At 59.9% G+C, this 21,476-nt stretch carries 18 protein-coding genes; 9 read left to right on the top strand and 9 right to left on the bottom strand.

Annotated features, from left to right (window positions below; genetic code table 11):
• Window positions 1-46 precede the first annotated feature (46 nt).
• Complete coding sequence (srmB, locus tag HNR62_RS05885) at window positions 47-1,411, bottom strand: ATP-dependent RNA helicase SrmB (protein ID WP_204795166.1); 1,365 nt, start codon at window positions 1,409-1,411, stop codon at window positions 47-49.
• A gap of 72 nt (window positions 1,412-1,483) precedes the next feature.
• Here srmB and HNR62_RS05880 point away from each other — a divergent pair, with 72 nt between their 5' ends.
• Both HNR62_RS05880 and brnQ read left to right on the top strand, forming a co-directional pair.
• Window positions 1,484-2,191, top strand: a complete 708-nt coding sequence (locus HNR62_RS05880; protein ID WP_204795165.1) for a tRNA1(Val) (adenine(37)-N6)-methyltransferase — start codon at window positions 1,484-1,486, stop codon at window positions 2,189-2,191.
• Between the two features lie 164 nt (window positions 2,192-2,355).
• Window positions 2,356-3,660, top strand: coding sequence for a branched-chain amino acid transport system II carrier protein (gene brnQ / locus HNR62_RS05875; protein ID WP_338044077.1), 1,305 nt, complete (start codon window positions 2,356-2,358; stop codon window positions 3,658-3,660).
• A gap of 74 nt (window positions 3,661-3,734) precedes the next feature.
• Here the strand turns inward: brnQ and fldB are convergent, their stop codons facing one another.
• Complete coding sequence (fldB, locus tag HNR62_RS05870) at window positions 3,735-4,250, bottom strand: flavodoxin FldB (protein ID WP_204795163.1); 516 nt, start codon at window positions 4,248-4,250, stop codon at window positions 3,735-3,737.
• 75 nt (window positions 4,251-4,325) lie between these two features.
• Between fldB and xerD the strand changes: the two genes are divergently transcribed.
• Both xerD and recJ read left to right on the top strand, forming a co-directional pair.
• A complete protein-coding gene (gene xerD / locus HNR62_RS05865) occupies window positions 4,326-5,213 on the top strand; it encodes a site-specific tyrosine recombinase XerD (protein WP_204795162.1) in 888 nt (295 codons plus the stop codon).
• A 336-nt stretch (window positions 5,214-5,549) separates the two neighbouring features.
• Entirely contained in the window at window positions 5,550-7,319 is a 1,770-nt protein-coding gene (gene recJ, locus HNR62_RS05860; RefSeq protein ID WP_204795161.1) for a single-stranded-DNA-specific exonuclease RecJ, read from the top strand.
• Window positions 7,320-7,495: 176 nt separating this feature from the next.
• Here the strand turns inward: recJ and HNR62_RS05855 are convergent, their stop codons facing one another.
• Window positions 7,496-9,376: a methyl-accepting chemotaxis protein gene (locus HNR62_RS05855; RefSeq protein WP_204795160.1), complete on the bottom strand. Its 1,881-nt coding sequence runs from the start codon at window positions 9,374-9,376 to the stop codon at window positions 7,496-7,498.
• A 198-nt stretch (window positions 9,377-9,574) separates the two neighbouring features.
• Between HNR62_RS05855 and prfB the strand changes: the two genes are divergently transcribed.
• Window positions 9,575-10,673, top strand: a protein-coding gene (gene prfB, locus HNR62_RS05850) for a peptide chain release factor 2 (RefSeq protein WP_204795159.1) whose coding sequence is annotated in 2 segments (ribosomal slippage) — window positions 9,575-9,649 and window positions 9,651-10,673 — 1,098 coding nt in all. Because the reading frame shifts where the segments join, the coding sequence is not laid out codon by codon here.
• A 164-nt stretch (window positions 10,674-10,837) separates the two neighbouring features.
• Entirely contained in the window at window positions 10,838-12,322 is a 1,485-nt protein-coding gene (gene lysS, locus HNR62_RS05845; protein WP_204795158.1) for a lysine--tRNA ligase, read from the top strand.
• 218 nt (window positions 12,323-12,540) lie between these two features.
• Here the strand turns inward: lysS and HNR62_RS05840 are convergent, their stop codons facing one another.
• From HNR62_RS05840 to HNR62_RS05825, 4 genes are all read right to left on the bottom strand, one after another.
• Window positions 12,541-13,947: an aspartate aminotransferase family protein gene (locus tag HNR62_RS05840; protein WP_204795157.1), complete on the bottom strand. Its 1,407-nt coding sequence runs from the start codon at window positions 13,945-13,947 to the stop codon at window positions 12,541-12,543.
• 26 nt (window positions 13,948-13,973) lie between these two features.
• Entirely contained in the window at window positions 13,974-15,485 is a 1,512-nt protein-coding gene (locus HNR62_RS05835; protein ID WP_239552625.1) for an NAD-dependent succinate-semialdehyde dehydrogenase, read from the bottom strand.
• A gap of 285 nt (window positions 15,486-15,770) precedes the next feature.
• Window positions 15,771-16,250 carry an Lrp/AsnC family transcriptional regulator gene (locus HNR62_RS05830; protein ID WP_204795156.1) on the bottom strand — a complete coding sequence of 160 codons (480 nt, stop codon included), beginning with the start codon at window positions 16,248-16,250 and terminating at the stop codon, window positions 15,771-15,773.
• Between the two features lie 53 nt (window positions 16,251-16,303).
• Complete coding sequence (locus HNR62_RS05825; RefSeq protein WP_204795155.1) at window positions 16,304-17,488, bottom strand: M24 family metallopeptidase; 1,185 nt, start codon at window positions 17,486-17,488, stop codon at window positions 16,304-16,306.
• 386 nt (window positions 17,489-17,874) lie between these two features.
• Between HNR62_RS05825 and HNR62_RS05820 the strand changes: the two genes are divergently transcribed.
• Entirely contained in the window at window positions 17,875-19,152 is a 1,278-nt protein-coding gene (locus HNR62_RS05820) for a dicarboxylate/amino acid:cation symporter (protein WP_204795154.1), read from the top strand.
• A 75-nt stretch (window positions 19,153-19,227) separates the two neighbouring features.
• On the opposite strand, the gene HNR62_RS05815 is transcribed toward HNR62_RS05820, so the two are convergent.
• Both HNR62_RS05815 and ygfZ read right to left on the bottom strand, forming a co-directional pair.
• Window positions 19,228-19,662, bottom strand: a complete 435-nt coding sequence (locus HNR62_RS05815; RefSeq protein ID WP_204795153.1) for a PACE efflux transporter — start codon at window positions 19,660-19,662, stop codon at window positions 19,228-19,230.
• 152 nt (window positions 19,663-19,814) lie between these two features.
• Complete coding sequence (gene ygfZ / locus HNR62_RS05810) at window positions 19,815-20,774, bottom strand: CAF17-like 4Fe-4S cluster assembly/insertion protein YgfZ (protein ID WP_204795264.1); 960 nt, start codon at window positions 20,772-20,774, stop codon at window positions 19,815-19,817.
• A gap of 78 nt (window positions 20,775-20,852) precedes the next feature.
• On the opposite strand from ygfZ, the gene HNR62_RS05805 reads away from it, so the two are divergent.
• Complete coding sequence (locus HNR62_RS05805) at window positions 20,853-21,116, top strand: FAD assembly factor SdhE (protein WP_204795152.1); 264 nt, start codon at window positions 20,853-20,855, stop codon at window positions 21,114-21,116.
• On the top strand, window positions 21,085-21,468 hold the full coding sequence (locus HNR62_RS05800) for a protein YgfX (protein WP_204795151.1): 384 nt from the start codon (window positions 21,085-21,087) through the stop codon (window positions 21,466-21,468). The genes HNR62_RS05805 and HNR62_RS05800 overlap by 32 nt, the downstream gene beginning before the upstream one ends.
• The last annotated feature ends 8 nt before the right edge of the window (window positions 21,469-21,476 follow it).

Raw genomic sequence — 21,476 nt, 5'->3', positions numbered from 1 at the left:
GTATTCGGCCGCCGCGCCGAGGGTCGCCTGTCGGAAGTCGGGGCCTTTATTCGGCGTCTTGGCTTCCTTTCACTTGCTTGCCGGCGGCTTTTTTGGCACTTGCCGGCTTTTTGGTGGCATCGGGCTTGGCGCCGGCCCACTTGGGCTTGCCCTTGGCCTTGGTGTCCCGCAGACGCACCTTCTCTTTTTTCTTCGGCAGAAGGGCCTTCTTGCCCTTGCTGTCGCCATCTTTCTTCTTGCGTGACGCCACCCTGGCTTCTTTGTGTTTGGGGCGCAGTTCGTCGATGACCCGGCGCTTGAGCACTTCTTCGGTATATTTTTCTACCCGAACCAGCAGGGGCATGTCGTGGGCTTCCACCAGGCTGATGGCGGTGCCCTTCTGGCCGGCACGGCCGGTACGACCGATGCGATGCACGTAGACATCGGCGGTGCGCGGCATATCGTAGTTGATCACGTGGCTCACCTCGGGCAGGTCGATACCGCGGGATGCCACATCGGTGGCCACCAGAATATTGACCCTGCCGATACGAAAGCGGCCGAGCGCCTCGATACGCTTTTCCTGCTCCATTTCACCGCGTAGCCAGGCATTGTGCAGCCCTTCCTGCTGCAGACGGCTGGCCAGCTCCATCAGGCGATCCCGGGTCTTGACGAAGATGATACTGCGGGTCACATCGGGCTGGCGCAGCAGATGGGTCAGCAGGGCAAACTTGTGCTCGGGATTATCCGCCAGGTGTACCCACTGGTTGATTTTCTTGCGTTCGCTGCGTGGCGGCGCGGCGCTGATTTCCACCGGATCTTTCAGCAGATCGGCGGCAAACTTCATCAGGCCGCGGCCTTCCAGGGTGGCGGAAAACAGCATCGTCTGTCGGCGCCAGCGGGCTTCGGCGGCGATGCGATCCACATCCTTGATAAAGCCCATGTCCAGCATGCGGTCTGCTTCATCCAGCACCAGCATTTCGATATCGCGGCTGTCGAACGACTCTTCATCCATGTATTGCAGCAGGCGGCCCGGGGTGGCAACCACTATGTCGGTGGTCTTGGTCAGGGCAGGCAGGTGATGGCTTTCATGCACACCGCCGGTGATCACTTCCACCCGCAGGGGCGTGTCTTTCAATATTTTTTTGGCATCGTCGGCGATCTGTATGGCCAGCTCACGCGTTGGCGTCAGGATCAGAATGCGGGCCGGGCCCGCCTGGCGACGAGGAAAGTCCAGCAGATGCTGACAAATCGGCAGCAGAAACGCCGCCGTCTTGCCGGTGCCGGTGGGAGCGGATGCCATTATATCCCGTCCGCTCATGGCTTCGGGGATGACCTGGCTCTGAATGGTGGTCGGTTTGGCATAGCCCATGCCAGCCAGGGCGCGGACCAGGATGGGATCCAGTTCCAGTTGCTCGAAGGTCATACTGCTCATGATCGGTCTCGTCAGCCTATAAAAGGCGGGTATTATAGGGGAATTCGGACAAAAAAACCTGACAGGATCAGCATGAGCAGCCGCGGTTTTACTTTCAAGCAGTTTCACATCAATCACGACCGTTGTGCCATGAAGGTGGGCACCGACGGTATTCTGCTCGGCGCCTGGGCACCGACAGGCTCTGCCCGCCGTATTCTGGACGTCGGCACCGGCTCGGGCCTGGTGGCCCTGATGCTGGCCCAGCGCAGCGATCCCGAGGTAACCATCGTCGGCCTGGAGCTGGACGAAGCTGCGGCAGAGCAGGCCGCAGATAACGTGGCGGCATCGCCCTGGCCGCGAAAAGTCGCTATCGCGCAGGGGGCCCTGCAGCAGTACGCGGCGCCGCCGTTTGATTTGATCGTGTCCAACCCGCCTTACTTCGGGCATGGACAGCCGTTCGGCAGTGCCGCCCGGGCCGATGCGCGTCATACCGGTAGCCTGACACTGGCCGAGTTGTTTCGTCACGGCAAACGCCTGTTAACCGGTGAAGGGAGTCTGGCCCTGGTGTTGCCGGTACAGGCGCTGGCGGAGGCCATATCGCAGGCATCTTCAAATGGCTTCCATTTGAGGGAAAGGCAAGACGTTATCACCAGGGAAGGCAAGCCGGCGGCTCGTTTTTTATTGCACTTTTGTAGAGTTAAATGCTGCCATATAACCAAAAGTATCATCATTAATACTGAAAATAATACTTATGGCGACACATATAAAGGGCTGGTGGCCCCCTACTACCTGAAGATGTAAATTTTGCCTTGAATCTGCTTTTCACATCATTATGCTACTGGCCAGCTCGGCGGCTGCCAGATTTCAGCATTTTACCGCAAATTTCCGGTGGTAGGCCGAATCCTTAATATCGTTAGTTTCCAAACGAAACTTTCATTATGCGGGCAGCCGCAATGAGGTTTGCAGTGAACAGATCCTTATCCACTTTTGACGTGATGGGGCTGGGGTTTATGACCCTCGCCTTTTTTCTGGGCGCCGGGAATATCATATTTCCGCCCCTGGCCGGTTTTCTGGCCGGCGAGAACCTGAACAGTGCCATGTTCGGCTTCTTGCTTACCGCCGTCGGCATGCCGCTGGTCACCCTGATTGCCGCCGCCCTGGCCGGTGGCGGCCTGCCGACCATGGGCCGTTATCTGCCCGCGGCTGTGGTCACCGTGATGGCGACCGCCATCTTCATCATCATAGGCCCGGCCTTCGCGGCGCCCCGTACCGGTCTGGTCGCCTACGAAATGGGCCTGAAGCCGTTTCTGAATGATCCCGGCCAGACGACCCTCACGCTGTATACCCTTGGTTTCTTCGGTCTGGTGCTGCTGCTGTCGCTTAATCAGGGTCGACTGCTGGATGCGGTGGGCAAGGTGTTGACGCCCATCCTGCTGCTGCTGTTGGTGGCACTGGCGGTGGCGGTGTTCGTCAATCCCCAGGGTACTCAGCCACAGGTGGCCGAGGCCTATCTGACTCAGCCCTTCGTGAAAGGCTTTATCGAAGGCTACAACACCATGGATACCTTTGCCGCCCTGATGTTCGGCATGCTGATCCTGGACGTGCTGCGCCAGAAGGGCGTGACCGATACCCGCGCCCAGTCCCGCTATCTGATGATAGCGGCGCTGATTGCCGCCGCCGGTCTGGGCTTCGTTTATGTGTCGCTGTTTATTCTGGGGGGCACCAGCCTGGGCGTGGTGGAGTCGGCCAGCAATGGCGGCGAAATCATCAGCGCCTATGTGCTGTCGCTGTTCGGTGCGCCGGGCCTGTGGGCGCTGGCCGCCATTGTCTCTCTGGCCTGCCTGACCACGGCCGTGGGTCTGGTGTCGTCCTGTGCCGATTACTTTCATCGCCTGACCGGCAAGGGCAGCTATCGCGGCTGGGTTGTTATCAACGCCCTGGCCTGCACGCTGGTGGCCAATGTGGGCCTGAATACCCTGATCTCGGTGTCCATTCCGGTACTGGTGGCCTGTTATCCGGTGGCGGTGGCCCTGGTAATGGCAACCTATCTTCGGCCGCTGATGCGCTCGCCGGTATTCGCCTTCCGCCTGATTATGGCCGTGGCCTTCGCTTTCGGCCTGATCGATGGCCTGCAGGCGGCGGGCCTGAATATGAGCGCCTTCACCTTGCTGCCGATGTTCGATATCGGCATGGCCTGGGTACTGCCGACCCTGGCCGCGGCCGTGATGGGCCTGGCGGCCGGCAAGTCACGCGAGCAAGCGGTAGCCTGAGCTAACCGGCTGAAGCAATAAAAAAACCGGGGCGGCCACAGGCCGCCCCGGTTTTTTTGTGCCTGCCGTCATGGCTAGATCGCGGCCATTTCTTCCAGTATCTGCGCTACCCAGGTCTGGATGCGGCTGTCGGTGTCGTCGTACTGGTTGGCTTCATCGAGCGACAGACCAACAAAGTAGTCGCCGTCTTCGGTCAGTGCCCTGGAGGCCTCGAACTCGTAGCCCTTGTTGGGCCAGTAGCCCACTATGGTGGCGCCACGGGCGGCCACCTTGTCGTGCAGCATGCCCAGGGCATCCTGAAACCATTCGCCATAGCCGAGCTGATCGCCCATGCCGAACAGGGCGACGACATGACCTTCCAGGTTCAGGTCGTCTATTTCGTCCCAGTGGGATTCCCAGTCTTCCTGCAGTTCGCCGAAATCCCAGGTGGAAATACCCAAAATCAGAATGGGGTAGTCTTCGGCGCGCCTGAGCGGCACATCCTTGATATTATGCAGGTCGACCAGATCGGCGCCGAGCTGGGCGCCGATCTTTTCGGCCGCCATCTCGGTATAGCAGGTGGTTGAGCCGTAAAATAAACCGATATTCATGGGGTTCCGTTATCGCTTCAGACAATGGTGCCATCATAACAGAAGCCCGCGAACAGGGCAGAGCCCGGAGTACCGATGAGCTATCCCCTGGTGGAACAATTTGTGGATGCCCTCTGGCTGGAAAAAGGCCTGGCAGACAACACCCTGGCCTCTTATCGCAGCGACCTGTCGCACTTCGCCGCCTGGCTGGACGGCGAAGGCAGCAGCCTGCTGGCGGTGGACGGCCTGACCCTGCAGCAGTACCTGGGCCACCGGCTGGATCTGGGCTTCAAGGCGACCAGCACCGCCCGCATGCTGAGCGTGCTGCGCCGCTTTTTTCAGTATCTGCATCGGGAGCAGTTGCGGGACGACGATCCCAGCATACTGATCGCCGGGCCCAAGCTGCCCAAGCGATTGCCCAAGGATCTGAGCGAACAGCAGGTGTTCAGCCTGTTGCAGGAGCCGCAGGTGGAAGACCCGCTGGAGCTGCGCGACAAGGCCATGCTGGAGCTGCTGTACGCCACCGGCTTGCGGGTGACCGAGTTGGTCAGCCTGACGATGGAAAGCGTCAGCCTGCGCCAGGGGCTGGTGCGGGTGACGGGCAAGGGCAACAAGGAGCGACTGGTGCCCATGGGGGAAGAGGCACTGCACTGGCTGACCCGCTATCTGAAAGAGGGGCGGGCGACCCTGCTGGGCGAGCAATCGTCCGACGTGGTGTTTCCCTCGCGGCGGTCCCGGCAGATGACCCGCCAGACCTTCTGGCATCGCATCAAACTTTATGCCCGGCGCGCCGGTATCGGCATCGAGCTGTCGCCCCATACCCTGCGTCATGCCTTCGCCACCCATTTGCTCAACCACGGCGCCGACCTGCGGGTGGTACAGCTGCTGCTGGGCCACTCGGATCTGTCCACCACCCAGATTTACACCCACGTCGCCACCCACCGACTCAACGCCCTGCACGAAGAGCACCACCCCCGAGGGTGACTTCTTTCGACTCTGATTGCGGCATTAAGTCGGACAAAGGGCCAGCTCCGGCGTTGCCTGTTGGTGGTGCCAACAGCTAACTCGGGCGTCAAGAAGAGGTAACAGGGATTGCCTCAGCCGACCGTCACATGCTATGGATGGCATGTGCTGAGCGTTACATGGATGTACTTGAAGCGTGTCGGAGGAGGCAACTCTGTTGCCTCTTCGGCGGCAAAGCTATCGATATAAACAGGTGGGCCCTTTGTCCTACGGGCTGTGCACTAACCTCGTCTGTGATTGCAAATCCGCCCCTGCGCGGTTAGTGTTTGCGGCCTGTTCAAACAACAAGCCAGCCCCATGCCTGTCACCAAAAACGCCACCCACTCCACCAGCGAATCCACCCGTTCCCGCCTTCCCATTCGTCGCCGTGAAACCGTGCCTCATCAACTGCCCGGCGAGCTGTCGCCCATACTGCAGCGGCTTTATGCCAGCCGGGGGCTGGTGCGGCCCGAGCAGTTGAATCTCAAGGCTGGTGCTCTGCTCAAGCCCGGTTTCAAGGGCATGGCCGAGGCGGTGGTGTTGCTGGAGCAGGCCCTGGCCGAGCAGCGCAACATTCTTATTGTGGGCGACTTCGACTGTGATGGTGCCACCAGCTCGGCGCTGATGGTGCATGGCCTGCGTGCCATGGGGGCCGAGAAGGTCGATTATCTGGTGCCCAACCGGTTCGATTATGGCTATGGGCTCAGCCCTCAGGTAGTAGAAGAAGCGGTCGGACTGGGGGCCGAGTTGCTGATCACAGTAGATAACGGTATTTCCAGCATGGCCGGGGTGGCGGCGGCCAGGGCGGCGGGCATGCAGGTGATCGTCACCGATCATCATCTGCCGGGCGAAGAGATCCCCGACGCCGACGCCATCGTCAATCCCAACCAGCATGGCTGTGACTTCCCCTCCAAGAATCTGGCCGGCGTGGGGGTGGCCTTTTATCTGCTGCTGGCGCTGCGGGCGGCGCTGACCGAGCACGGCTGGTTTGGGAAACGGGGCATCACGGCGCCCAACATGGGCGAGTATCTGGATCTGGTGGCGCTGGGCACGGTGGCGGATGTGGTGGCGCTGGATGAAAACAACCGGGTGCTGGTACATCAGGGGCTGCAGCGGATGCGGGCGGGGCGGCTGCGGCCCGGCATTCAGGCGCTGATCGACATCTCGGGGCGCAACCAGCAGCGGCTGGTGGCCACGGATCTCGGCTTTGCCCTGGGGCCCCGGCTCAATGCGGTGGGGCGGCTCGATGACATGTCGATGGGGGTGGCCTGTCTGCTAAGCGACAACCTGGATGAAGCTCGCAAGCTGGCGGCCATGATGGACGAGCTCAACCGCGAGCGAAAGGCCATCGAGGCCAGCATGCAGCACGAGGCGCTGGCCAGCCTGACCAAGGTGCGCATCAGCGACGGCGCGCTGCCATCGGGTCTGGTGCTGCATCAGGATGACTGGCATCAGGGCGTGGTGGGGCTGGTGGCCTCGCGCATCAAGGAGCGCTATTTTCGCCCTGTGATTGCCTTTGCCGAGGCGGGTGACGACGAGCTGAAGGGCTCGGGCCGCTCCATTCCCGGCGTGCACCTGCGGGATCTGCTGGAAACCATCAACAGCCGTCATCCGGGGCTGATCACCAAGTTCGGTGGTCATGCCATGGCGGCGGGGCTGTCGCTGACCAAGGCGGCGCTGGCGCCGTTCAAGGCGGCGTTCGAGCAGTTGGTGGACGAATGGGTCAGCCCCGAGCTGCTGGCCGGCGAGATATTGAGTGACGGCGAGCTGACGGTGAGCGAGCTGACCCTGGAGCTGGCCGAGCAGCTGCGTTTCGCCGGCCCCTGGGGCCAGGCCTTTCCCGAGCCCCTGTTCGACGGTGAATTCCGCATCGTGCAGCAGCGGCTGGTGGGCGAAAAACACCTCAAGCTGGTGCTGAGCCCGGACGAGGGCCGCACCGTCATTGATGCCATCGCCTTCAACGTGGACTTGAGCGTCTGGCCCAACGCCGGCATCAAACAGGTGCAACTGGCCTACAAGCTGGATGTGAATGAGTGGCGGGGCAAGCGACAACTGCAACTGATGGTGGAGCAGCTGGCGCCGCTGTAGCGCGCAGATTCAGCCAATAAAAAGGGCCCGTTTAGGGCCCTTTTTGCAACTGACAAACTAGCCGAGTCTTTCGCCGTCATTCTCGCGAAGGCGGGAATCCTGTGCGATATGCCATGGATCTCCGCCTTCGCGGAGATGACCCATGTCGAACGGCGGCATCACCTCACACCGCACCGTTACAGAATAAAGGCACTCACCAGACCGTTGAGCTCTCCGGCCTGCTTGTGCAGATCCTTCGATTGCGCCAGCGACTGTCCGGCATCGCTGGCCAGTTCGTCGGCCACATCCTTGATGGCGGTGGTGTTCTGGGTGATTTCACCGGTCACCTGGCTCTGCTCTTCGGCGGCGGTGGCGATCTGGCTGGCCATGTCCGAAATCAGGCTCACGGCGGTGGTGATCTCGGTCAGGGCCGCGGCGGCGGCTTCGGCATCTTCCACACTGAGTTCGGCCAGATTGCGGCTGGTGTCCATCAGTTTCACCGCTTCGGCCGTGGCCTGTTGCAGGGTTTTGATGGTGACCTGAATTTCTTCGGTGGAGGCATGAGTACGTTGCGACAGTATCCGTACCTCATCGGCCACCACCGCAAAGCCGCGGCCCTGTTCGCCGGCCCGGGCCGCTTCGATGGCGGCGTTCAGGGCCAGCAGGTTGGTCTGCTCGGCAACCCCCTGAATGGTGGACAGTACGCTGGAAATCTCCTTGGCATGCAGATCCAGCCGCTGAATAACCGCCGAGGCCTGAATCATCTCTTGCGACAGTAACTGAATGGAATCCCGGGTCTTGTTGACCTGCTGCTTGCCCAGCTCCGTGCTGGCGCTGGACTGTTGAGCGGCAGTGGCGGTTTGCTCGGCGTGGTTGGCGATTTCATGGGTGGCCGAGGCCATTTCGGTCACGGCGGTGGCCACCATGGTCACTTCCTGCTGCTGACGACCCAGCTCGGTCACCGTTTGATTGGCGCGCACCGAGGCTTGTTCTGCATTGCTGCCCAGATGTTCGGCCTGGCTGCGGATCTGGCTGATAAGCTCGGCCTGACTGGCGACGAAGCGGTTGAAATTGCCGGCAAGCTGACCCACTTCATCCTGGCTCTGGATGGTGATGCGACGGGTAAGGTCACCCCGGCCGCCGGCAATTTGTTCCAGCGCCTGAGAGACGCGCAGCAAGGGGGCCAGCAGCAGGTTGATCAGCAGGTTGATCAATACGCCGGCCACCAGGATAGCCAGTGTCGCCATGCCTAGCTGTTGCATCAACAGCGGGCCGAGTGGTGCTTCCAGTGCCTTCTGGTCGAGTACCAGCAGCAGCTGCCAGTTGCTGTTGGCCACATCCTGGGCATAAACCAGCTTGTGTTCGCCATTCAGTTGCACCGGGTGCAGCCGTTGTTCCCGGCTCCATTTTTGCAGATTGCGGACCGACAGGTTGGCATCCAGGTTGGTGGCAGGGCGCAGCGACATGGCCGTATCCCGGTAGGCAATCATGGTGCCGTCCTTGCTCAGCATCATGGCATAGCCCTTGGCCGGCAGGCGGATGGCGTTGATATCGTCGACCAGGTTGGTGATGGCGATATCGCCGGCGATAACACCGGCCAGCTGGCCGTTGGTCAGCACCGGGGCCGCCAGGGTCACGACGGTGCCGACACCGGCGGCGTCTTCATAGGGAGCGGTAACGATGGCCCTGTTTTCCTGTATCGCCTGTTGGTACCAGGGCCGGCTGCGGGGATCGTAACCGGTACGATCGATGCTGGGGTCGGCATCGTACATGACGCCATCGCTGGTACCGAAATAGCCGAGAACGAAATTGCCGGCATCCTCGGCCTGTTGCAGCGTCGGTAACAGGGCCTTATCGAGCTGCCGGGCGGCGGCCGCCAGCATCTGCTGGCGGCTGTCGAGCCAGGTAGTAATCTTGTCTGCTTCTTTCTGGCTCAGACCGGAAACCAGCTCTGTACTGCCCTGATAGAGCTGGCTTTTCATGTTGCGGAGGCTGATGGTGCTGAGTGCGGCGACGGTTATCGTGATGGCGACGATAAAACTCAATAGAATCTTGTGCTTTAATTTCAATTTATTCATTTTTTATATGTCGTCATAGAGGTATAGAAGCATATCGACCGCTGACATTAAAAGTTTAACTAAAATTTAGTGGGGTGAATGCATTGAAATGTGTTCACTCTTTGCTGCGTTTGTGCCCGGCTTTCGGTAGAATCACCAGCCTGATTTTGGCGTCTCGCCAAACACACTCACTCAGTACAACAGAGAGTCTGTCGACCCATGTTTGAAGTTAACCCTGTGTACAACAAACTCAAGGAGCTGGCTGAACGGGCCGAGCTTCTTAGGGGGTACCTTTGACTATGATGCCAAGAAAGAGCGTCTGGAAGAGGTAAATGCCGAGCTGGAACAGCCGGATGTGTGGAACCAGCCCGAGCGTGCCCAGGCACTGGGTAAGGAAAGATCCAGCCTGGATACGGTGATCGGCACCCTGGACGCCCTGGCGTCGGGTCTCGAAGACATCGCCGGCCTGGTAGAGCTGGCGGTCGAGGAAGAAGATGAAGAGACCTTCATCGAAGCCCAGACCGAGCTGGATACCCTGGACAAGCGGCTGGCGGATCTGGAGTTCCGTCGCATGTTCTCCGGCGAGAATGATGCCTCCGACTGCTATCTGGATCTGCAGTCCGGCTCCGGCGGTACCGAAGCCCAGGACTGGTGCAACATCGTCTTGCGCATGTACCTGCGCTGGGGCGAGTCACGCGGCTTCAAGACCGAGATCATCGAACTGTCCGAAGGCGAAGTGGCCGGCATCAAGTCTGCCACCGTCAAGTTCAGCGGCGAATATGCCTTCGGCTGGCTGCGTACCGAATCCGGCGTACACCGCCTGGTTCGAAAGTCTCCGTTCGATTCCGGCGGCCGCCGTCACACCTCCTTCTGCTCCGCCTTCGTCTATCCGGAAGTCGACGACGATATCGAAATCGAAATCAATCCCTCGGATCTGCGGGTCGATACCTACCGCGCCTCGGGTGCCGGTGGTCAGCACGTTAACCGGACAGACTCGGCGGTGCGTCTTACCCACGAGCCGACCGGCATAGTGGTGCAGTGTCAGAACGACAGATCCCAGCACAAGAACCGGGATCAGGCGATGAAGCAGCTGAAAGCCAAGCTGTACGAGTTCGAGCTGCAGAAGCAGAATGCCGAGAAGCAGGCGATGGAAGACAGCAAGTCCGATATCGGCTGGGGCAGCCAGATCCGCTCCTACGTGCTGGACGATGCCCGCATCAAGGACTTGCGTACCGGGGTCGAGACCCGTAACACCCAGTCGGTGCTGGACGGCGACCTGGACAAGTTTATCGAAGCCAGCCTCAAGTCCGGACTGTAATTTTTCCGCACCACTCAGCCAGAGGCGGAGAGCCGACGGAGCCAACCGTCGATGGCAGGGATGCCATCGTCGAGCATACAGGGATGTACTTGCTGCGAGTTGGCGTAGCGGACTTCGCCTCTGGCGGGTAAAGGGCGAAAACAAGATTCAAACAAGGCTTAATCATGACAGAGCAGCTACAAGACGAGAACAAATTGATCGCCGAGCGCCGTGCCAAGCTCGACCAGATCCGCAAGAACTGCCCGGCCAACGGCCACCCCAACGATTTTCAGCGTAAGCACCTGGCCGCCGATCTGCAGGCCGAATTCGGCGAGCACGACAAGGACGCCCTGGTCGCCCTGGGCAAAACCGTGTCCGTTGCCGGTCGCATCATGGCCAAGCGTGGCCCCTTCCTGGCGCTGCAGGACATGAGCGGTCGCATTCAGGCCTATGCCACCAAGGAAGCCCAGCAGATCATCAAGGAGCAGTACGCGGGCCTGGATATCGGCGACATCGTGGGTGTCACCGGCGTGCTGCACAAGTCCGGCAAGGGCGATCTCTACGTCAACATGGATCAGTTCCAACTGCTGACCAAGGCGCTGCGCCCGCTGCCCGAGAAGTTTCACGGCCTGTCGGATCAGGAAACCCGTTATCGTCAGCGCTATCTGGATCTGATCACCAACGACGACTCGCGCCGTACCTTCCAGGTGCGTTCGCAGGTGATGGCGGCCATCCGCCAGTTCATGAACGGTCACGGCTTCATGGAAGTCGAAACACCCATGATGCAGGTAATTCCGGGTGGCGCTTCGGCCCGTCCCTTCATTACCCATCACAATGCGCTCGACATGGACATGTACCTGCGTATCGCGCCCGAGCTATACCTGAAACGGCTGGTCGTGGGTGGTTTCGAGAAGGTGTTCGAAATCAACCGCAACTTCCGTAACGAAGGTCTGTCGCCGCGTCACAACCCCGAATTCACCATGATGGAATTCTACTGGGCCTATGCGGACTACCGGGATCTGATGGACTTTACCGAAGAGATGCTGCGCACCGTGACCACCCAGGTGCTGGGCAGCCCGGAAGTGCAGTACGGCGAAGAGACCTTCGACTTCGGCAAGCCGTTCGAACGTCTGAGCATGAAAAACGCCATTCTCAAGTACAACCCGGAAGTGACCCTGGATCAGCTGGCCACCTTCGAAAGTGCCTGTGAAGTGGCCAAGGATCTGAAGATCAAGATCGAGAAAAGCTGGGGCCTGGGCCGCGTGATCACCGAGATCTTCGAAGAGACCGCCGAGCACCGTCTGATCCAGCCGACCTTCATCACCGAGTATCCGGAAGAAGTATCGCCGCTGGCGCGCCGTAACGACACCGATCCGACCATTACCGACCGTTTCGAGTTCTTCATCGGTGGCCGCGAAATTGCCAACGGTTTCTCGGAGCTGAACGATGCGGAAGATCAGGCCCAGCGTTTCCGCGATCAGGTGGATCAGAAGGACGCGGGTGACGACGAAGCCATGTTCTACGACGAAGACTATGTAACCTCGCTGGAGCACGGCCTGCCGCCCACCGCCGGCCAGGGCATCGGCATCGACCGTCTGGTCATGCTGCTGACCGACTCGCACACCATTCGCGACGTTATCCTGTTCCCGACTCTGCGCCCCCAGCGCTAAGTTGGCTTCCCCGCAAGGGGAGAGCAGTGCAATAAATCAGGTTAGGCGTAAAGAGTGAGGCGTGAGGGGTAAAACCCCCACGCCTTTTTTGATCCCGCCGTTTTGCCGTCATCCTGACGCACGTCAGGATGACGGCAAAAAAAGCACCGAACCGGCCGGTTCGGTGCTTATTTTCAGATTAGCGATGGTTTTACCCCTCACTCCTCACGCTTCACCCCTTACCTAGATTTAAAATCCCCACTGCTGATCAGCTTGTCGGTCACCCGGTTCACCGCCTTGGCGGTGCGCTCGACGATGTCGTCGATATCGTTGCGGGTGACTACCAGTGACGGGGCGAAGCCCAGAATGTCGCCGTGGGGCATGGCGCGGGCAATCAGGCCTTGCTCAAGACAGGCGGCGGCAATTTGCGGGCCCACCTTGAGGTTGGGATCGAAATGCGTGCGTTTGGCCTTGTTGCTGGAAAATTCCAGCGCATGCAACAGGCCCACGCCGCGAGTTTCGCCCACCAGCGGATGATCGGCAAAGGTTTCCTGCATGCGCTGCTGCAGGTAGGCGCCGGTGTCACGGGCGTTGGCGGTCAGGTTTTCTCGGGCGATGATGTCCAGGTTGCACAGGGCGGCGGCGGCGCCCATGGGGTGGCCGGAATAGGTGTAACCGTGGCCGATGGCCCCCCATTCATCGGTGCCTTGCTCCAGCACCTTCCATACCTTATCGCCGACAATAACGCCCGATAATGGCTGATAGGCCGAGGTCAGGCCCTTGGCGATGGTCATCAGATCGGGTTTCATGTCGTAGTGAATCGAGCCAAAGTCTGACCCTAAGCGACCGAAGCCACAGACCACCTCGTCGGCAATCAGCAGTATGTCGTACTTGTCGAGCACCTTGCGGATTTCGGCCCAGTAGCCTTGGGGCGGCGGCACTATGCCCCCGGTGCCCAGCACCGGCTCGCCGATCATGGCGGCCACGGTGTCCGGCCCTTCGGCCAGTATCATTTCTTCCAGCTTGGCGGCGCAGTAGCGGGAGAATTCCGCCTCGCTCATCTTGTCGTCGGGGCGGCGGTAATACACGGGCGCCAGGGTGTGCTTGATGCGATCCAGCGGCAGATCGAAGTGGGCATGAAACAGCGGCAGCCCGGTCATGGAGCCGGAGGCAATGCTGGAGCCGTGATAGCCGCGATCCCGCGAGATGATCTTCTTCTTCTCGGGACGGCCGAGCACGTTGTTGTAGTACCACACCAGCTTGAGCTGGGTTTCGTTGGCGTCGCTGCCGGACATGCCGTAATACACCTTGCTCATGCCGGCGGGCGCCATCTTGATGATGCGGTCGGACAGCGCGATCAGCGCCTCGTTGGTGTGGCCCACATAGGTGTGATAGTAGGCCAGCTTTTTGGCCTGCTCGTAAATGGCCTCGGCCATTTCGGTGCGGCCGTAGCCGATGTTGACGCAATAGAGGCCGGCAAAGGCATCCAGCAGCTCTGTGCCTTCCGAGTCCCGAATGCGAATGCCCTGGGCGCCGGTAATGATGCGGCCACCCAGTTCGCCCTGTGCATATTGCTTGAGGTGGGTCGAGGCATGAAACACGGTGTTGCGATCGATGTCGAGCAGCGTTCGGGTATCCAGGGTCATGGTGGTCACTCCTTGATAGTGATATTTCAGCGTCCGCCGGGCAGGTTGCCCAGGCAGTAATATTTGATCTGGCTGTATTCGTCGACGCCGTGGCGGCTGCCTTCCCGCCCCAGGCCGGATTGCTTGATGCCGCCGAAGGGGATGCCATGGCCGGTCATCTTCACCGAGTTGACCGACACCATGCCGAATTCCAGCCCACGCAGCAGTTGCCAGATGTGGCCAATATCGTGACCGTAGACATAGGCGGCGAGGCCGTATTCGGTGTCGTTGGCCAGGGGGAGCAGCTCATCGACATGGTCGTAGGCCAGTACCCCGGCCACCGGGCAGAAGTTTTCTTCGCGAAACACCTTCATCTGCGGGCTCACGTCGGCCAGCAGGGTCGGCATGAAGAAGTTGGGGCCCGGTGCCGCCTGCCGGCTGCCCGCTATCAGGCGTGCACCTTTGGCCTGGGCGTCATCCACAATTTCCTGCGCCTTGGCGACCGCCCGGTGTGAAATCAGCGGCCCCATGGTCACGCCCGGCTCAAGGCCGTTGCCAACCCTGATATGTGCCATTTCACCGGCGAAGGCGTCGAGAAAGGCCTCGTAGCCGCTGCGCGGTACAAAAATGCGGTTGGCGGCCAGGCAGTCCTGCCCGGCGGTCTGAAACTTGGCGGCCACCGCGGCTCTGGCCGCCTCGGCGATGTCCATGTCCGGCAGCACAATAAAGGGCGCGTTGCCGCCCAGCTCCATGGAGCACTTCTTGACGCTGCCGGCGGCCTGCGCCAGCAGCAGCTTGCCGACCCGGGTCGAGCCGGTGAACGACAGCGCCCTGACCTTGTCGGACTGGCACAGGGCGGCGCAGATGTCGGCGCCCTGGCCGGTGACCACGTTGATCACCCCGGGCGGAAAACCGGCGCGTTCGGCCAGCTCGGCCAGTGCCAGCGCCGAAAACGGGGTTTCACTGGCCGGTTTGATCACTATGGTGCAGCCGATGGCCAGGGCGGCGGCGGCCTTGCGGGTGATCATCGCATGGGGAAAATTCCAGGGCGTGATCAGCGCCGCCACCCCTATGGGCTCGCGAATGGTGGCCAGCTGGGCATTGGGGATGTGGCTGGGAATGGTGTCGCCGTAGGCGCGGCGACCTTCTTCCGCGAACCAGCGCACGAAGGAGGCGCCGTAGTCGATTTCGCCCCGGGCATCGGCCAGCGGCTTGCCCTGCTCCAGCACCATCAGGGTGGCCAGATCGTTCTTGTGCTCAAGAATAAGGTCGTGCCAGCGCATCAGCAGGGCGGCGCGCTCGTCGGCAAGCAAATCGCGCCAGGGCGGAAAGGCGATAGCGGCAGCGGTAATGGCCTCATCGACCTGCTGCGGCTGCAGCCGGGTGCAATGGCCGATAACATCATCGGTGGCGGGGTTGTACACGGCCATGTCGTCGTGGCCGCAGACCCATTGGCCGTTGATGTAGGCCAGCTCGCGCACCAGCCGGGCATCCTTGAGATAGGGCATGATGGCGTCGGTCACCTTGCCGGGTGATGTGGCGTTTAAGGACAGGCTCATCGGCGGCACCTCTGTTGTCTGGCTATTGAATGTGGCGTCTTGCCATGGACTTGTTGCTACGAACTTGTTGCTACGAACTTGTTGTCACGGACTGGCTGTTATGGACTTGTAGTCATGAAGTTGATGTCATGAAGTCATTCTAGGCGTGAAGGCGGGGAGATACTTTTTGTTGCGGCGGCATTAAGGTGATGATTTTTCTGATTGATACGCTTGAAACCGCGCTTTTTCCGGCGGAGCGGGCCCTTTGCCCGATGTGCTGTGTGCAGAGTGCAGAGTGCAGTGTAATCAGGCTAACGCTTGTGGATCGAATTCCAGCCCGGGCGGTTGCTGTTTGATGGTTTTGGTGACGATGTAGGTGAAGTAGCGTTCTATGCCGAGCTCCGACGCGAGCCAGCGGTCGATCAGTCGCTGGTATTGATCTATGCCCTCACACATCACCCGCAAGATGTAATCCACGCCGCCGCCGGTGGCGTAGCAGTCCACCACCTGTTCGCAGTCGAGCATGGCCTGCTCGAAGCGCCGAAAGGCCTCGGCGCTGTGCTGTTTGAGGTTGACTTCCACCAGCACCGGCGTGCGTTTGAACAGCACATCGGTATTGATGCGGGCGCCATAGCCTTCGATGATGCCGGCGTCTTCCAGCCGTTTTACCCGCTCCCAGCAGGGGCTGACCGACAGGCTGATGGCATCGGCCAGGCCCGACTTGGTAATGCGGCCCTGTCGGTGCAGTATCTGCAGAATCTTGATGTCGTAACGATCCAGTCGCATCTTGGGTTACCTCTTGGCTCTGTTATCGCTTAACTGTTGTCACTTAGCTGTTATCACTTAATAAAGAGCTGGCGTGGGTAGTTGCACAGGGTTTCTACCCCGGTGTGGGTGATGACGATGCTCTCGGTGGTTTCCATGCCCCAGTCGTCCAGCCACAGGCCGGGCATGAAATGAAAGGACATGCCCGGTTCCAGTATGGTCTGGTCGGTGTTGCGCAGGCTCATGGTACGTTCGCCCCAGTCCGGCGGGTAGCTCAGCCCTATGGGGTAACCACAGCGGGCGCCTTCACGGTCGAAACCGTATTTCGCCAGGGTAGTATTGAGCGCATCGGCGATATCGGCGCAGCGGTTACCGGGTTTGGCGGCGGCCAGGCCGGCTTCCAGCCCCGCATTGAGGGCGGCTTCGGCGCGCAGAAAGTCGTTGGTCGGCTGGCCCAGATAGATGGTGCGCGACAGAATGCAGTGGTAGCGCCGATGACAGCCGGCCAGTTCGAAGAAGGTACCTTCATCGCGGCAGAAGGGGCGCTCGTCCCAGGTCAGGTGCGGCGCCGAGGCATCCTTGCCCGAGGGCAGCATGGGCACCACGGCCGGATAATCGCCGTAATGACCGTCGTGCCCTTCCATCGCCACCCGGTAAATCTCGGCCACCAGCCGGTTCTTGGGCAGGCCGGGCTCTATCATGTCCAGTGCGACCCGATGCATGTTTTCGACGATGCGGGCGGCGATGCGCATATAGTGCAGCTCGGTTTCCGATTTTATCGCCCGGCACCAGTTCACCAGATTGGTGGCGTCTACCAGCCTGGCATCGGGCAGGTTTTCCAGTAACGCCAGGTAGGCGGCGGGGCTGAAATAGTAGTTGTCCATCTCGACGCCGATGTTGCCGTAGGCCCAGTCGCGGGGCTTGAGCAGCTGGTTGGCGAGGTATTCCATGGCATGCAGCGGTGGATTCATCACGTAGTAGTCCGGATACCAGGTGATATTCTCTTCCTGCAGATAGACGGTACGTTTGGCACCGTTAGAGTCCATTTGTCGGCCATACCAGATGGGCTCGCCGGCCGGGCCTATCACCACCACCTGCGGGGTGTAGAAAGACCAGCCGTCGTAGCCGGTCAGCCAGGCGATATTGGATGGGTCGTGCACGATCAGCGTCTGGATCTCCTGCATCGCCATGGCGTGTCTGACCCTGATCAGACGGTGTTGGTATTCTTCAGTGGAAAAACTGGGGAGTGGATTATGCATGTAACGCCTCGCGATAGTCGATGAGCGGACCCTAGTGCTCAAGTGGTACTCATCCTTTTTGTCAGCATAGCAACGAACCCGGTGACTGCATCAAGATGCGTGAATGCGCGGATACCGATTCCGGCGATGGTGTCGGCAGAGGAGGTGCTGTTCAGGCTGTCGATGGGGCAGGGCCGGGCCATAACAGCCTCATTCGAAGATTTAATTTATTTTATAAATAATAAAAAGGGTGGTTTTGTTCACGATATAACCAGTTGTGTCGCTTGCGGGGTTGCCGATCTGTTTTTTAAATGTAAAATTCTGCCACTTGTTATATGACCAGTGTTCTCACCTATCAAAATAACCAATGGCAGATCAATCATTCAGGCTTTGCTGAGGAATACAAAATGAAAGGTTCTCTCTCTACCCGCATTTTCGCCGGCCTTTTCGCCGGTCTGATCATCGGCAGCATGATCCAGTATCTTTTTACTGGCGTCTCGTTTTTAAACGACAACGTGGTGGGGCTGGCCGAAGGGTTGGGCGGTATGTTTGTATCCCTGATCAAGCTGATGGTGGTACCGCTGGTCTATATTTCCATCGTGACCGGTATCTGCGAGCTGCGTGATATGGCCAGCTTCGGCCGGCTCGGCAGCAAGACCTTCGGGCTATATATCATCAATACCATGCTGTCGATTGCCGCCGCCATTCTGGTCGGGGTGATGTTTCAGCCGGGCATGGGTGCCACCCTGCCGCACGGTGCCTCCACCACGGTAGAGCTGGCCACCACCGAAACGCCCGATATCGGTGCCATGCTGATTGGCATAGTGCCCAGCAACCCGGTGCAGGCCTTCGCCTCCGGTGACATGCTGCAGATTATCTTCATGGCCATTATTACCGGTCTGGCCATTCAGGCCATGGGCAGCGCCGCCGCCCCCGCTATGCGTACCTTCCGCATGGCCAATCAGGTGATGATGAAGCTGGTGGGCCTGGTGATGACCCTGGCCCCTTACGGCGTATTCGCGCTGATGATCAGCCTGGGTGCCACCCTGGAAGCCAATACCCTGATGTCGGTGGCCGGCTATGTGGGCATGGTGGTACTGGTGCTGGCGTTCTGGATTCTGGTGGTGTATCCGCTGGCGGTGTGGCTGACCACAGGTATCAAGCCGGGCGAGTTCCGCAAGGCCACTCGTGAACAGCTGTTGTTCTCGCTGTCTACCGCCAGCTCCAACGCCACCATTCCGGTGACCATGCGTACCCTGACCGAGAAGCTGGGCGTGTCTCGGGCCATCGCCGGTTTTGGTGTGCCGCTGGGCGCGACCATCAACATGTCCGGCTCGGCCATCTACATCACCCTGGCCGCCATGTTTGCCGCCAACATCTCCGGCACGCCGATTCCGGCCGGTGACCTGCTGACCGTGGGCGTGACCGTGCTGCTGATGTCGGTCGGCGTGGGTGGCGTTCCCGGCGGTGCCGTGGTCATGGCCGGTGTGCTGCTGCACCAGATGGGCTTGCCGATTGAAGCCATGGCCATCATCATGGCGGTGGATCGCATCAACGACATGTTCTGTACCGCTTCCAACGTGGTGGGCGATACCGCCGTCAACACCATAGTGGCGAAGATGGAAGGCAACCCACAAGCGCTGGAAGACAGTGCCGAGCTGGCGCCAGGCACCCATAAATCCTAAGCACGTGAATTGAAAAAAAACCGCCGAAAGGCGGTTTTTTTGTTTAGCCGGGTACTTGTTTAGCCGGGTATCTGGTTAGCCGGGTACCTGGCGGGTCGGATGCGGAATGGGAAACACCCTGTCGTAGGCCAGGTTATAGACAAAGGCATACACCAGATAGAAGGTGGCCATGGCAATGTCCATCATGAAGGCTTCCCACAGGCTGATGCTCAGGTACCAGGCGATCATCGGCAAAAACAGCAGCAGCAGGCCGCCTTCAAACAGCAGCGCATGGAATACCCGTATCGGGACTGTCTTGCGCACATCACCGCGCAGTTTCAGCATGGCGTGATCGAACCACAGGTTGTAAACATAGTTCCAGAAGGTGGCGATAATGGAGCCGACCACCGCCATGACGCCCATCAGGTGGAGTTCGAAGCCGAATACCAGGCTTGCCAGCGGGGCGAAGATGATCAGGCCGATAATTTCAAAACCCAGGGTATGGCGAATACGATCTTTGGTGGTGCGCATCAAGGTCTCTCTGTCATGACGATGGGATGGATAAAACGGTTGATGTCGGTGAGTACGGCCGGCGACCCGAAAGGCCACCGGCTGGTTTGACGCCATTTTTGTGAATATCTGGTTTGTAACGATCTGGTTTGTAACGATCTGATTTGTAACGGTCAGTCTACCAGATCGTAGGGCAGGGGTTGCAGGCTCAGCCGGCTGTCGTCCTGTCCCTTGAGGCGGAATACCGCATCCGCTTCCAGACCCTTGTTCAGCACCGACGTCAGCAGACACTCATCGCCTTGCTGCCAGACGCTCAGCACGGTGCCGGCCCGGCGCCAGTTGTCGCCTAGCTGCAGTTCCAGATCCTGATTGACGGCGATGTCACCGGTGGCGGTGCCGGTCAGCACGAACATCGCCTTCTTGTTGGCGCCCCGGTACTTGGCGCGGGCCACGGTTTCCTGGCCCATGTAGCAGCCCTTGGTGAAGCTGATGCCACCGATGGCCTGCAGGTTGAGCATCTGCGGAATATATTCCCCCTGATGCTCGGCGTTCATGTCCGGCAGTCCGGCATGGATCATCAGCCCCTGCCATTCCTGCTCGCTGCCGCGGGGCAACTCGGACGGTGCGGGCAGTTCGGCGCCCTGGGGCAGCAGCAGCAGCGCATGCTCGGCCGCGACCGGTATCACTATGCCCCCCTGCCACAGGTTGCCGTCGCCAACCTGATGGTTGAGCCAGTGGGACAGGCCTTCGCCGGCCAGGCCAAACACCTGCCAGTGAGCGCTGACATCTTCCACCTCGGTATTGGCGAACACGGCGAATTTTTTCAGCTCCGGCAGCTGGCGCTCGACCAGTGACCGGTTGAGCACCAGTAGCAGCTGCTCACCCAGGTTGGCGAGCCAGAACGAGGCCCACAGCTTGCCTTTGCTGTCGCAATGGCCGCCCGGGGTGGCATCACCCGGGTTCAGCTTGTTGACGTCGCAGGTAACCTGGCCCTGCAGGTATTTGGTTCTGTCTGCTCCGGTCAGGCCGATCACGGCCCTGTCGGTCAGGGGGTAAAGTACGGGAGAAGAAGCAAGAGTCAACACGGGGACGCTCCCTTGATGGGTTATCAATAAATTAAGTGTGACCTTCATGGTAAAGATGGCCAACACATTTGTCAGTACTCATTCGACCTTATACCATGGGCTTTGTTTTATTTTTTGGAAGTCACCATGCTCAAACCTTCTGATAAACCCCGCCTTGTCTGGGCCTGCCGTCGCGGCATGCTGGAACTGGACGTGATCCTGTCGCCCTTTGTCGAGCACGAGTACGACGGGCTGAGCGAAGCACATAAAGCCGTGTTTCGGCGCCTGCTGGAATGTGATGACCCGGACCTGTTCGCCTGGTTTATGGGCCATGAGCGTTCCAATGATGTCGCGCTGCAGTCCATGGTGGAGCATATTCTTGAGCGTAACCAGGTTCGCAATCAGCGCTGAACCGTCCCGGTTGCACCGCTGTTATCTGCTGGCGGCGGCCACTGCCCTGTGGTTACCGGCCAGCCTGTTGCTGAGTGTCGACCGCCTGCCCTGGTTTGCCCCCGGCTGGTTGCTGGTGTCGATACTGCTGTGGGTTCGTAGTGGCGGCTATCGGCTGCAGGGGGAATACAACAACGGCGTGCTCAGCCTGAACGGGCGCAGCGGCGTTTTGTCATCTTATAGCCGGGCCGGGCCCGGCTTTTTATTGCTGGTGCTGAAAGACGATGCCTGGCCGCCGCTGTGGCTGTTTCAGGATGCGGTGCCGGAGCAGGTGTTCCGGCGCCTGTCGCAGAAGGTACTGATGGCCAGCTAGCTTCTTAG

It is taken from the genome of Oceanisphaera litoralis, assembly GCF_016907015.1.
In the GTDB taxonomy this organism is placed as follows: Bacteria; Pseudomonadota; Gammaproteobacteria; order Enterobacterales; family Aeromonadaceae; genus Oceanimonas; species Oceanimonas litoralis.
This window is presented reverse-complemented; position numbering and strand designations above follow the sequence as displayed.